A 12,457-nucleotide genomic window follows, 5' to 3' on the forward strand; every position below is an offset into this window, starting at 1 on the left:
CAAACTCTCGCCAGCGGCCAATCGCAACAGTCAGGCGCAAAGTGTAACCAGCGATGTAGTTTTGCCTTTGATAGACATGGTTATTCTTGTTGCTTGCTCAATGGCCATACCATGCAATGTAAGGACGCTGCGCCCGCTTAACCGCACGCAGCCCCCGTTAACCCGGGATCCGCTTGGGCGAAAAGGTGAATTTAAAAACCATAAATGCAACGCTCACCACAAGTTAACGATACCAGCCCTTGCGGCGCGCGATTTTTTCCGCAAAACTGAGGAATGTAAGCGATTACCCAGGAAGTGTTGCAGATATGGCCACGATTAAGGATGTTGCCAGGCTGGCGGGTGTTTCCGTCGCCACGGTGTCTCGCGTAATAAATAACTCCCCGAAAGCCAGCGAAAGTTCACGGACCGCCGTGCTGGCCGCCATGGAAGGATTGCAGTATCACCCCAATGCCAATGCCCGTGCGCTGGCACAACAATCCACCGAAACCCTGGGCCTGATTGTCTCTGACGTTTCCGATCCCTTCTTTGGTGCCATGGTAAAAGCCGTGGAGCAGGTGGCCTACGCCACGCATAATTTTCTGCTGATTGGTAACGGTTACCACAATGCCGAAAAAGAACGCCAGGCCATTGAGCAACTGGTGCGCCATCGCTGTGCAGCCTTGGTGGTGCATGCCAAGAAGCTAACCGACGATGAGCTGACCGTCTGGATGCGCCAGATCCCAGGCATGGTGCTGATCAACCGTACGTTGCCTGGGTTTGAGCCCCGCTGCGTAGCGCTTGACGATCGCTACGGTGCCTGGTTGGCCACCCGCCATCTGATCCAGCAGGGCCATCAGCGGATCGCCTTCATCTGCTCCAACCATCAGATTTCAGATGCTACCGATCGATTGCAGGGCTACCTGGATGCATTGGAAGAGCACGGTATTGCGGTGGATGAGAAGCTGGTTGCTTACGGCAAGCCGGATGAGATTGGCGGCGAGCAGGCCATGACCGAGTTGCTGGGCCGTGGTAAGCAGTTCACCGCCATCACTTGCTATAACGATCCGATGGCCGCCGGGGCGCTTTCGGTACTCAGTGATAACAGTGTGGACGTTCCGGGCCAGATTTCGCTGATTGGTTTTGATGACGTGCTGATTTCGCGCTATCTGCGCCCACGCCTGACCACTATCCGCTACCCGGTGGTGGCGATGGCGACGCAAGCAGCTGAGCTGGCATTAGCGTTGGCCAACAACCAGCCGCTACCGGAGATCACCAATATGTTCAGCCCGACGCTGGTGCGCCGCCATTCGGTCGCCAGCATCAATAACGCTTTCGAGCAGAACTAATCTAGCAGGCGGTGGTATAGGCGCACGGGGCGATCCGGGTACTCCAGCGCCTCGCCGATGTGCTGCCAGCCATGGCGTTCGTAATAACCGCTAAACTCGGCATACAGATACAGCTCCTTGAACCCGGCCCGGTGGCTGTACTCCTGCACATATTGCTGGAGCTGCAACCCCAGCCCGCTGCCGCGCTGGCTCTCTTCAACGTAAAGCGCGGCCAACCACGGCGTTAAATCCTGGCGGCTGATCAAATCACAGCGCCACAGCCCCACGGTGCCTACCGGCTTGTCATCCAACAGGGCGATAAAGGTGATCGGCAAACCTTGATGCCGCAGGCTGCTGGCCACCACGCTGGCAAAGAATTCCCGGCTGTTTTCGCTGCCAAACGCCTGCCACTGCCAATCGATAACCTGTTGCTGATGCTGCGGATAGTCCGCCAGATGCACGATACGAAACACGCTAATCCCCTCTGAAAAATGCCTTAAACGCCAGCACTGTCAGTGTACGCGAATCAATGCATGGGTGCCCTAACAACATAGGTTGCTGAATTTGTAGGGGTCGAACATGTTCGAGCCGATCTAACCCTATGCTAGACTCTGCACTATTTACCGCAGCGGACGTTAAAAGAGGGTAGCCATTGATGATCACCATGTTGGATGTTTCCATGCGCGCAGGGGTGTCCAAAGCGACGGTTTCCCGCGTTTTAAATGGCACCGGCCAGGTGAAGAAAAGCACGCGTGATGCGGTGTTCAAGGCAATGGATGAACTGGGCTACCGGCCAAACTTTCTCGCCCAATCGCTGGCCAATAAAAGCTCCAACAGCATTGGGCTGGTAGTGTCCAATTTTGATGGCCCCTACTTTGGCCGTTTGCTACGCCAGGCCGCCAAACTGGTCGAGGCCAGCGGCAAGCACCTGATCGTCACCGACGGCCACGACACGCCAGAAGATGAATTACAGGCGGTACGGCTGCTGGCGGATCGCCGCTGCGACGCGATTATCCTGTACACCCGCTTTATGAGCGAAAACGCCCTGATGGAGTTGCTGGAAGACCTGCCGGTTCCTGTGATGGTCATTAACCGCGATCTGCCGCAGGCTCGTGAACGCTGCGTGTTCTTCGAACAGCAACAGGCCGCCTTCAACGTGGTGGATTACCTAATCCATCAAGGGCACCGTGAGATCGCCTGCATCACCGGGCCGATCGATACACCCACCGCCCAATCCCGCTTGGCGGGTTATCGTCAGGCGTTGGAACACCACCAGGTTGCGTTCAATGATGCCTTGATCACCAACGGTGATAGCAGCGTACCTGGCGGATACCTCAGCTGTAAGGCCCTGCTGGCTAACGGCAACTCATTCAGCGCGCTGTTTGCCAGCAACGATGATATGGCTATCGGCGCGATGAAGGCCCTGCACCAGGCTGGCAAACGCCTGCCTGAGGACGTTTCGCTGTTTGGTTTCGACGATGAGCCAAGCGCCGCCTATCTGCAACCGGCGTTGTCCACCGTCTACCTGCCGATCGACGCGATGATCGAAGCGGCGATAGCCCAAGCCCTGCGTCTGATTAACGGCGAAGCGCTACAACCGCTAACGCCGTTTGTCGGGGAGTTAAAACTGCGCGAGTCCGTGGTACCTGGCCCCTACGCGCGTTAATTTCAACTTAAAGCAGCTCCAGCCCGATCAATTCTTCAATCGTCTGGCGGCGACGGATCAGCCGAGGCTCACCGTTTTCAAACAGCACTTCCGGCAGCAACGGGCGGCTGTTGTAGTTGGAGGACATCGACGAGCCATAGGCCCCGGTGTCATGGAATACCAGATAATCCCCAACCCGCACCTGCGGCAACGGACGGGTTTCAATACCGCCACCCGCTTGCTGGGTAAACACATCACCTGACTCACACAGCGGCCCGGCAATCACGGTGTCCTGCAGCGGTTGGTTATCAGTATTGCGGCCGTCGGCAGGCAGCAGGGAGATATGGTGATAGCTGCCGTACATCGCCGGACGCATCAGATCGTTGAACCCAGCGTCCACCAGGACAAAATGACGGCTGCCCATCTGTTTTACCGAACGCACTTCGGCCACCAGCACGCCCGCTTCGGCCATCAGGAAACGCCCCGGCTCGATTTCCAACTTCACCGGATGGCCCAGATGTGCGGCAACTCGCTCACGTGCACGGTTCCACAGGCCGTAATAGTGTTCGGTATTGATCGCCTCTTCCCCTTGCTGATAAGGGATAGAAAGGCCGCCACCGGCGGAAATCGCCGTGATGTCCTGCCCCAGGGCAATCACCTGCTGCACCATGGCATCACACACGCGTTCCAGATGCTGGTAATCCACCCCGGAACCGATGTGCATATGCAGCCCGATCAGTTTCAGGCCGTATTGCTGCACCTTGGCGACCGCCTGCGGCAGATCGGCGTACCAGATACCGTGCTTGCTGTTTTCACCGCCGGTATTGGTTTTCTGGCTATGGCCGTGGCCAAAACCAGGGTTGATACGTAGCCACACCGGATGCCCGGCAGACACCTGGCCAAGCTGTTCCAACATATCGATAGAACCGGCGTTGACCGGGATATTCAATTCGCTGACGCGCGCCAGCGTAGCGTGATCCAGCACATCGGCGGTAAACACGATATCTTCGCCGCCCGGCTCAAAACCGGCTTTTAACGCGCGCTCGATTTCCCCCAGCGACACCGAGTCCACCTTGACGCCCTGCTCGCGCATCAGGCGCAGAATATGAATATTCGAGCAGGCTTTCTGGGCAAAACGGATCACATCAAAATGCTGTAACTGGCTGATACGCTGGCTGATGATATCCGCATCATAGGCCCAGACTGGGCAACCAAAACGTGGGGGCAGCGCCAGCAGATTGGCGGCGTTCAGGGCGGTAGAGGTGTCGTTCAAGGCGCGTGGCATGGTTCGGTTCCCATAATCAAATTTTCCACCATCATGCCGCAGCGGCCTCGGTGTGAAAAATATCTATTTCGCCATAGTCTATTCATTTATGATATGGCTTTCCCTCTCCGTGGAGTGTCGCCATGTACGCTATTACCCTGCGCCAGATTGAGATTTTCCACGCGGTGATGACCACCGGCAATCTGACCGAAGCGGCGGCGCTGCTGCAAACTTCACAACCGACCGTCAGCCGCGAACTGGCCCGCTTCGAGAAGCTGATCCAGCTGCAACTGTTTGACCGCGTACGTGGCCGCCTTTACCCGACGGTGCAAGGCTTACGGCTGTTTGAAGAAGTACAGCGCTCTTATTACGGCCTGGATCGCATCAAGAATGCGGCGGCCGGTATCCGGCAATTCCAGCAGGCGCAGCTTTCCATTGCCTGCCTGCCGGTGTTTTCCCAATCGCTGCTACCTGCCGTGTGCAAACCTTTTGTCGATCGTTATCCGGAAGTGAGCTTCAGCGTGATCCCGCAGGAGTCGCCGTTGCTGGAAGAGTGGCTTTCGGCACAGCGCCACGATCTGGGCCTGACGGAAAATACCCTGACGCCCGCTGGCACCGAGCGCATGACGCTGATGACGATGAATGAAGTGTGTGTGCTGCCTGCCGGGCACCCAATGCTTGCGAAAAGCACGCTGACGCCGCAGGACTTCAACGCAGAAAACTTTATCAGCCTGTCGAGCACCGACAGCTATCGGCAACTGCTGGATGCACTGTTCCATGAACAAGGCATCGAGCGCCGGATGGTGATGGAGACCCACAGTGCCTCCTCAGTGTGTGCAATGGTCAAGGCCGGAGTCGGTATCTCTATCGTCAACCCGCTGACCGCGTTGGATTACGCCAATAATGGCGTTCATGTGCGGCCCTTCAGCGTCGAGGTGCCGTTTACCGTGAGCCTGATCCGCCCGCTGCACCGCCCCTCTTCCGCACTGGTCACCGCCTTCGTGCAGCACTTGCAACAGCAGGCGCAACAGTTGCCTGCCCGCCTGGCTTCGGTGATCCAACGCTAGCGCAGCGTGGCACGCCAGCCAGGATCGGTGGCAAACCATTCCACCAGGAAGTCCAGCATGGTACGCAACGTGGCGGGCATTTGGCGACGCGAGGTGTAGATACCGTAGATCCCCATCGTCTGTGACAGATACCCTGGTAACAGTTCCACCAACTCCCCCTTTGCCAACAATGGCGCAGCGGAATAGTAAGGCTGCATGGAGATCCCCGCCCCTTGCAGCGTTCCTGCCAATAGCACCACCGATTCGTTGGCACTGAGGTTGCCACTGACCGCCACCGCCGACTTCACGCCTTGCTCATCAAAGTGCCACAGGCTTTTACCAAAGTAGGAGTAGGTGAGGCAGTTGTGCAGGGCTAAATCCTGTGGGTGGCGCGGGGTGCCATGAGCGGCCAGATAGGCTGGAGACGCACAGATCACCGAAGCGCAGTTGGAAAGCGGCCGGGCAATCAGATTGGGATCCAACTCATTGGTGATGCGTAGTGCCAGATCGATCCGCTCCTCCACCAGATTGACCGCCCGGTTATTCATTTGCAGATCCACCGCCACCTGAGGATGGCGCTTCAGGTACTGCGCCACCGCCCCCACCAGCGCCGTTTGGCCAAGCGATTGCGAACAGGTGATTCGTAGCAGGCCACGTAAATCGTCACTCTGCTCGTTTTCCACCAGATCGATATCTTTCGCTACCGCCAGCATTTGGCGGCAGCGCTCCAGGGTTCGTTCCCCGGCATCGGTCAGGCTGAGCCTGCGCGTAGTACGGTGCAACAACCGCGCCCCGGCCCACTGTTCCATCTGCGCCAGATAGCGCGTCACCATAGCCCGCGACATCGCCAGGGTATCCGCTGCCGCAATCATGCTGCCGCGTTCAACGATAGTGACAAAAACCTCTGCGGCGGTAATGCGATCCATGATTCGCTCGATTTACGCAATGAATAATTGCTTATTATCCGGTTTTTCTCCCGTTCTATGCAACCTATCATCTGGCCAACGATAACAAACACCCAAAAGGCACCTGCACATGTTTAAGAAATCATTACTGACCCTGGCCGTAACCGGCTTAGTTTCATTCAGCACCTTCGCCAATGCGGCTAATACGTTGACCCTGGAAGTGTACAACCCAGGCGAAAAGAGCGTATTCCCGGTCTCTTCCGAGATTGTCAGCGGCCCACACGAAGTGGCGCTGATCGATGCCCAATTCCAGCGTAACGACGCGCAGGAACTGGTGAAAAAGATCAAGGCCACCGGTAAGAAGCTGACCACGGTCTATATCAGCCATTCGGATCCGGATTTCTATTTCGGCCTAGACGTGATCAAAGCCGCCTTCCCAGAGGCAAACATCATTGCTTCACCGGAAACGATCAAAGCGATCAATGCGACCCAGGCAGGTAAACTCGCCTATTGGGGGCCGATCCTGAAGGAGAATGCGCCGCAGACCGTGATCGTACCGCAGCCGTTGCAGGGCAGCAGCTTTAGCATTGATGGCCAGCAGGTCGAAGTGAAAGGCCTCAATGGCCCAACGCCAGACCGCACCTTTGTGTGGATCCCATCGTTGAAAGCCGTGGTGGGTGGTGTGCCGGTAGCCGGTGACAATATTCATCCGTGGATTGCGGATAATCAGACTGTCGAGTCACGTGCGCATTGGCAGCAAACGCTGGAAAGCATCAAGGCGCTGAAACCGCAGGTAGTGGTTCCGGGGCACTTCCTGCCAGGAGCGGCACAAACGCTGGAGTCGGTGACCTTTACCCACAATTACCTGACCCGGCTTGAAAGCGAGTTGCCAAAAACCAAGAACTCCGCTGAACTGATCGCGGCCATGCAGCAGCACTATCCAAAGCTGAAAGATGGTTCTAGCCTGGAACTGAGCGCCAAGGTGCTGAAAGGCGAAATGAAGTGGCCGCAGTAAAACGGTAGGAGCACACAACATGACGACCCTGCATTACATTTTCGATCCGCTGTGCGGTTGGTGTTATGGTGCAGCACCGCTGGCCAAGGCCGCGCAGGCTATTCCGGGCCTGACCGTTGCCCTGCACGCCGGAGGCATGATGACCGGCAATGCCCGCCGAACCATCAACGAGGAATGGCGCAATTACGTGATGCCCCATGATAAGCGGATTGCCGAGCTAACCGGCCAGCCCTTCGGCGACGGCTACTTCAACGGACTGCTGCGCGACACCACGGCGGTGATGGACTCTGAGCCACCGATCGTTGCGATCCTGGCCGCTGAACAGCTCGCCGGACGAGGCCTGGATATGCTGCACCGCATTCAGGAAGCTCACTACCGGGAAGGACGACGTATTGCCGATACGCCGGTGTTGGAAGCGCTGGCGAGTGAGCTGGGCCTGGATCCTGCTGCCTTTATTGCCGAGATGCGTTTGAACAGCGGCGCGCCAACGGCACAGCATATTGCCGACAGCCGTGCACTGCTCGCCAAAGTCCGTGGGCATGGCTTCCCAACCTTTGCCCTGGAGAATAATCAAGGGCGACTATCCCAGATCCCCGTGCAGGAGTATTTGGGGAATGTTGAAGGCTGGAAAGCCTTGCTGAAAGACGCCGTGAAATAAATCTGTCGGGGCGAGCACATGTTCGCCCCGGACATAGTTGTAACAATTTCATTTTGTGTTGTGATTTGCCGCCGCGCCAAAGACGCCCTCGCCTTACGCTACTCAACGTTACTTGCGCTCGTTTTATCTCCGCTGTATTGCAAATAATGAGCCACGTCAAAACTGCTTACATGTGGCGGTTTGTTTGTTACCAGCCTCATGCCCATGCTAGAAGAAAACGATACCTTCTGGATTTTTATGAACACGAGCACCACACAAAAACGGGCAGTCTGGCAGTTAATCAAACCCTTTTGGGTTTCGGAAGAAAAATGGCGCGCGTGGGCGATGCTGATCGCCATCGTGGGCCTATCTCTGGGGCTGGTTTATATCAGCGTGCTGATCAACCAGTGGAACCAGGTGTTCTACGATGCCCTGCAGAATAAGAACTACCCGGTATTCAAAGCCCAGCTGTGGCGCTTTACCTATCTGGCGTTGGCTTTCATCGTGCTGGCGGTCTACAAGATCTACCTGACCCAGGGCCTACAGATGCGCTGGCGGCGCTGGATGACGGAAAAATTTATGGGCAAGTGGCTGGCACATCAGGCCTATTACCATACCGAACAGCAGCAGATTATCGATAACCCCGATCAGCGTATCTCTGACGATCTCAACGTCCTGACCCAGTACACCTTATCTTTGTCGCTCGGCCTGCTCTCCAGCCTGGTGACGCTCTGTTCGTTTATTACCATTCTCTGGCATATCAGCGGGCCGATGACCTTTGTGATCGCCCAACATACCATTACCCTGCCCGGCTATATGGTGTGGTTCGCCCTGCTGTACGCGGTACTGGGTTCGTTGCTGATCTGGTGGGTCGGCAAGCCGCTGGTCATGCTCGGCTTTAATCAGGAACGCTATGAGGCGAACTTCCGTTTCGGGCTGATCCGTATCCGCGAAAATAACGATGCCATCGCGCTGTATCACGGTGAACCACGAGAGAAGCAGCAGCTAAGTAACCGCTTTGAAGCCATCCGCAGCAACTGGTGGTCGATCATGCGCATCACCCGGCGGCTGAATATCGCCAGTAACTTCTACGGCCAGTTTGCCATTGTCTTTCCGCTGCTGGTGGCGGCACCACGCTATTTCTCCGGTGCGATCCAGATGGGCGGGCTGATGCAGATCTCCTCCGCGTTTGGCCAGGTGCAAGGCTCGCTGTCGTGGTTTATCGACGCGTTTTCCAATCTGGCCACCTGGAAAGCCTGCGTTAACCGTCTGGCTGGCTTTAACGCGGCGGTGGACGAAGTGCATAACCAGACCCGCGGTATCAGCCTGCAACAGGAAGACCACTCGCCGCTAATGCTGCGCGATGTTGGCCTGACGCTGCCCGATGGACAGCCGCTGTTAAGTGCGGCAACCATGACGCTGCAACGCGGTGAGCGCGTGCTGGTCGTCGGCCCTTCTGGCTGTGGTAAATCCACGCTGCTGCGGGCCATTGCCGGGAACTGGCCTTACGGTTCCGGTGAGATCGGCCTGGATAAACATCTCACTACGCTATTCCTGCCGCAGCGCAGCTATATTCCGATCGGTACACTGCGTGAAGCACTGAGCTATCCGCATCAGGATAAAGACTACAGCGATGAGCAGTTGTTGAAAGTCCTGGAAAACTGCCGGCTGAAGCACCTGCAACGCTGGTTGGATACCAGCGCCAACTGGAGCCATCGCCTTTCACCGGGTGAGCAGCAGCGGTTGGCGTTTGCTCGTGCGATCCTGACCCGCCCGGATGTGCTGTTCCTGGATGAAGCCACCAGCGCGTTGGATGATGAAACCGAGCAATTGATGTATTGCCTGCTGGTTGACGAACTACCGCAGGTCACGCTGGTCAGCGTGGCACACCGCAACAGCGTGGCGAAATATCATCAGACCTGCTGGCGTTTCAGCCGTGATGAAAATGGCCCGGCCCAGATGGCGCTTAGCCCGTTGCCAATACCGAGTTAGCCTCAACATACAAGGGGATTCCATTCCCATAGAGAACCGGGTCCCCTTGATTAAATCCCATCTGCCTCGGCGTTGGCGCATTTCACCTTACGCCGTTCGTGCCACAGGCTGGTCAAGCCGCGTTTGCCGCAGGCCAGCGCCATGTCGCGAAACTCGATCAGGCTCAGCCCTTCGCGCTCCAGCATCATTTCGGCAGCCAACTGCATATTCACCCCGGTCAGCACCTCACAGTTGCCATGCGCATCAGCCAACTCGCATGCGCTCCGAAATGGCGATCCCCCCAGCATATCGGTAAGGAACACCACGCCGTCCGGCTGCGCTACCGCTTGCAGCGCGGCACTTAACGCCACCTTCAGCTCCGCCGTGCCCATATGGACAGGGAAATCCACCGCGATACAGGCAGGCTGTTCCCCTACCACCTGCTCTACCGCCTGTAGCAGGCCACTGGCGAAACCGCCGTGGCCGGTAATGACAATTCCTGGCATGTTCTCTTCCTCACAGCAAACCGATAAATTTACCCACTACGCCAATCACCACCGTCACACCGATCAGTTTCACCGGTGAGAAACCGCGCTTCATCAGGAAGAACACCAGCAACGTGAAACACAGCGGCAACAGGTTGGGCATCAACTTATCGAGCACGTCCGTTTGCAACGCCACGGTGGCCTTACCGGCATGCATGATCAGCGGCGTAGAAAGATGCACATAAGAGGCCACCAGCGCACCAATGACCGTCATGCCCACGATCGACGCCGCATGGGATATTCGTTTGGTATGGGTTTTCAACAGCGTCAGCGCACTGGTGCCTGCCTGATAGCCATAGTGTGCCAGCCCAAAGCGCAGCCCGAAGTGGAACACGTTGAACAACAGCAGGAACACTATCGGCCCAAACAGGCTGCCTTCCAGCGCCAGAGAGGCCCCGATGCCCGCACAAATCGGCAACAGAGTCAGCCAGAACAGCGCATCACCAATGCCTCCCAACGGCCCCATCAGCGCCACTTTCACCGCTCGAATGGTGGAGACTTTCTCCTTGTTTTGCTCCATCGCCAGCACCAACCCCGAAAGGAAGGTGACGTCGAAGGGATGCACGTTGATAAACTCCATATGCATCTTCATCGAATTCGCCAGATCCTGAGGATTGCGGTGGATCTTGCGCAAGCCAGGGATCAGGGTGTACAGCCAGCCACCGGCCTGCATACGTTCATAGTTGAACGATGCCTGCAGCAGCAGCGAGCGCCAGGCCATGCGGTTGATATCGCTGCGCGTCAGCGCTTCTGCCGGGCGGCTATCAACGTAGTCGTCCTGCTCTACCTGGCTGGTGGCCAATGCCTGTTCCAGGCGTTTTGCTGCCTTTTGCGCCAGCAGATCGTCAGAATCATCAAATGCCATCTTCGGCGTCCTCCGGTTGAACAGGCTTTCTGGTCACGTCCGCATCTGCCCGTTGACTGTTAAAGAAATCGATCAGCGCGATCGCCAATGCCCCCAGCGCCACCGCCAGGATCGGCAGCTTAAGAAAAGTCACCGAAATAAAGCCGAGGATGAAATACGCTACGTAGGTTTTTTTCATCATCACTTTCATCAGCAGTGAGAAGCCGATTGCTGGCATCATGCCGCCCGCTACCGCCAGCCCATCCAGCAGCCAGGTCGGCGCTTTCTGCACCATGGCGCTGGCCGCATCGGCACCGAAGTAGATCGGCAAGAACGCCACCACAAAGTAGAAAACAAACAGAATGCTGATGCCGAGGTAGTTCACCCGCTCAACGCCGCGCCAGTTCAGTTCCTGCACCATGCGATCGCAGCGGTGCATCATGGGTGAAAACGCAGTGAACAGCAGCGTGATGCAACCCTGTACCGCTATGGCGAACGGCACCGCCACGCCAATGGCCACCTTGGGATCGGCCTTGGTGAGGATGGCAAACGCCGTGCCGACCACCCCGCCGATAACCACGTTAGGCGGCTGCGCACCAGCTAATGGCACCATGCCCATCCATACCAACTCCAGCGTCCCGCCCACCAATAAGCCGGTGGTGACATCCCCCAGGATCAGGCCAACCAGTGGCCCCATCACTACCGGGCGATGGAAGTGGGTCAGGCCATTAAACAGGTCGACCCCGGCCAGCCCCGCCAGCAATGCAATCAATAACGCGTCAGTTAACATGCTTCCCCCTGCGCTCAAGCGAGCAGTTTGCCTATCGCTTCACCGGCTTCATCCGGCACCCGGCGCACCTCGCAGGCTACGCCCAACGCCGCCAGCTCACGAAAGGCGGCAATGTCATCGTCATCCACCGAGACCGTTTTGTGGATTTGCCGTTTCCCTGCGGCGAAGTGCATATTGCCAACGTTGACGAAGGTGATGGGTACCCCGCCTTGCACCAGCGTCAACACGTCCTGCGGCGTTTTGCACACCAGAAAAATCTTTTGCCGATCCGCTGCCTTATGGATTACATCGATGGTTTTTTGCAGGGTGAAGTAACGGGTCTGCACGCCTTCCGCGACCACCATGTCCATCAGGTTTTGCTGTACCGGATCGGCGGCGGCATCATCGTTGGCCACTACCACCAGATTGGCACCCAGCGTGTTGGTCCAGGTCACCCCGACCTGGCCATGCACCAGGCGGTTATCGATACGGGTCATCAGAATATTGGGCAT

13 protein-coding genes are annotated in these 12,457 nt (G+C 57.1%); 6 read left to right on the forward strand and 7 right to left on the reverse strand.

What is annotated here, in order from left to right:
- The first annotated feature begins 305 nt into the window (after positions 1–305).
- Positions 306–1,325, forward strand: a complete 1,020-nt coding sequence (galR, locus tag ACMV5I_RS07390) for an HTH-type transcriptional regulator GalR (protein ID WP_024485039.1) — start codon at positions 306–308, stop codon at positions 1,323–1,325.
- Here the strand turns inward: galR and ACMV5I_RS07395 are convergent.
- A complete protein-coding gene (locus ACMV5I_RS07395) occupies positions 1,322–1,777 on the reverse strand; it encodes a GNAT family N-acetyltransferase (RefSeq protein WP_414824024.1) in 456 nt (151 codons plus the stop codon). The genes galR and ACMV5I_RS07395 overlap by 4 nt on opposite strands.
- 182 nt (positions 1,778–1,959) lie before the next feature.
- Here ACMV5I_RS07395 and ACMV5I_RS07400 point away from each other — a divergent pair, with 182 nt between their 5' ends.
- A complete protein-coding gene (locus ACMV5I_RS07400; protein WP_202727688.1) occupies positions 1,960–2,970 on the forward strand; it encodes a LacI family DNA-binding transcriptional regulator in 1,011 nt (336 codons plus the stop codon).
- A gap of 7 nt (positions 2,971–2,977) precedes the next feature.
- Here the strand turns inward: ACMV5I_RS07400 and lysA are convergent, their stop codons facing one another.
- A complete protein-coding gene (lysA, locus tag ACMV5I_RS07405) occupies positions 2,978–4,234 on the reverse strand; it encodes a diaminopimelate decarboxylase (RefSeq protein ID WP_414824025.1) in 1,257 nt (418 codons plus the stop codon).
- Between the two features lie 122 nt (positions 4,235–4,356).
- Here lysA and ACMV5I_RS07410 point away from each other — a divergent pair, with 122 nt between their 5' ends.
- The gene (locus ACMV5I_RS07410; protein WP_202727686.1) at positions 4,357–5,280 is read left to right on the forward strand and encodes a LysR family transcriptional regulator; all 924 of its coding nucleotides are present in this window, start codon (positions 4,357–4,359) and stop codon (positions 5,278–5,280) included.
- On the opposite strand, the gene ACMV5I_RS07415 is transcribed toward ACMV5I_RS07410, so the two are convergent.
- A complete protein-coding gene (locus ACMV5I_RS07415; RefSeq protein WP_024529463.1) occupies positions 5,277–6,185 on the reverse strand; it encodes a LysR family transcriptional regulator in 909 nt (302 codons plus the stop codon). The genes ACMV5I_RS07410 and ACMV5I_RS07415 overlap by 4 nt on opposite strands.
- Before the next feature lie 109 nt (positions 6,186–6,294).
- Here ACMV5I_RS07415 and ACMV5I_RS07420 point away from each other — a divergent pair, with 109 nt between their 5' ends.
- From ACMV5I_RS07420 to ACMV5I_RS07430, 3 genes are all read left to right on the forward strand, one after another.
- Positions 6,295–7,179, forward strand: a complete 885-nt coding sequence (locus ACMV5I_RS07420) for an MBL fold metallo-hydrolase (RefSeq protein ID WP_414824026.1) — start codon at positions 6,295–6,297, stop codon at positions 7,177–7,179.
- Between the two features lie 19 nt (positions 7,180–7,198).
- Positions 7,199–7,837 carry a DsbA family protein gene (locus tag ACMV5I_RS07425; RefSeq protein ID WP_414824027.1) on the forward strand — a complete coding sequence of 213 codons (639 nt, stop codon included), beginning with the start codon at positions 7,199–7,201 and terminating at the stop codon, positions 7,835–7,837.
- 237 nt (positions 7,838–8,074) lie between these two features.
- Complete coding sequence (locus ACMV5I_RS07430; RefSeq protein ID WP_414824028.1) at positions 8,075–9,808, forward strand: ABC transporter ATP-binding protein/permease; 1,734 nt, start codon at positions 8,075–8,077, stop codon at positions 9,806–9,808.
- A 50-nt stretch (positions 9,809–9,858) separates the two neighbouring features.
- Here ACMV5I_RS07430 and agaF read toward each other — a convergent pair whose 3' ends face one another.
- From agaF to agaV, 4 genes are read right to left on the reverse strand one after another with little or no spacing between them, the layout of a single operon-like run.
- Entirely contained in the window at positions 9,859–10,293 is a 435-nt protein-coding gene (agaF, locus tag ACMV5I_RS07435; protein ID WP_414824029.1) for a PTS galactosamine/N-acetylgalactosamine transporter subunit IIA, read from the reverse strand.
- Between the two features lie 10 nt (positions 10,294–10,303).
- The gene (locus ACMV5I_RS07440; protein WP_202672071.1) at positions 10,304–11,197 is read right to left on the reverse strand and encodes a PTS system mannose/fructose/sorbose family transporter subunit IID; all 894 of its coding nucleotides are present in this window, start codon (positions 11,195–11,197) and stop codon (positions 10,304–10,306) included.
- Complete coding sequence (gene agaW / locus ACMV5I_RS07445; RefSeq protein WP_024485028.1) at positions 11,187–11,966, reverse strand: PTS N-acetylgalactosamine transporter subunit IIC; 780 nt, start codon at positions 11,964–11,966, stop codon at positions 11,187–11,189. Before agaW ends, ACMV5I_RS07440 begins: the two co-directional genes overlap by 11 nt.
- A 14-nt stretch (positions 11,967–11,980) precedes the next feature.
- On the reverse strand, positions 11,981–12,457 hold the full coding sequence (gene agaV / locus ACMV5I_RS07450; protein ID WP_121607697.1) for a PTS N-acetylgalactosamine transporter subunit IIB: 477 nt from the start codon (positions 12,455–12,457) through the stop codon (positions 11,981–11,983).

The organism is Serratia sp. T13T92, assembly GCF_047530105.1.
GTDB lineage: Bacteria > Pseudomonadota > Gammaproteobacteria > Enterobacterales > Enterobacteriaceae > Chania > Chania fonticola.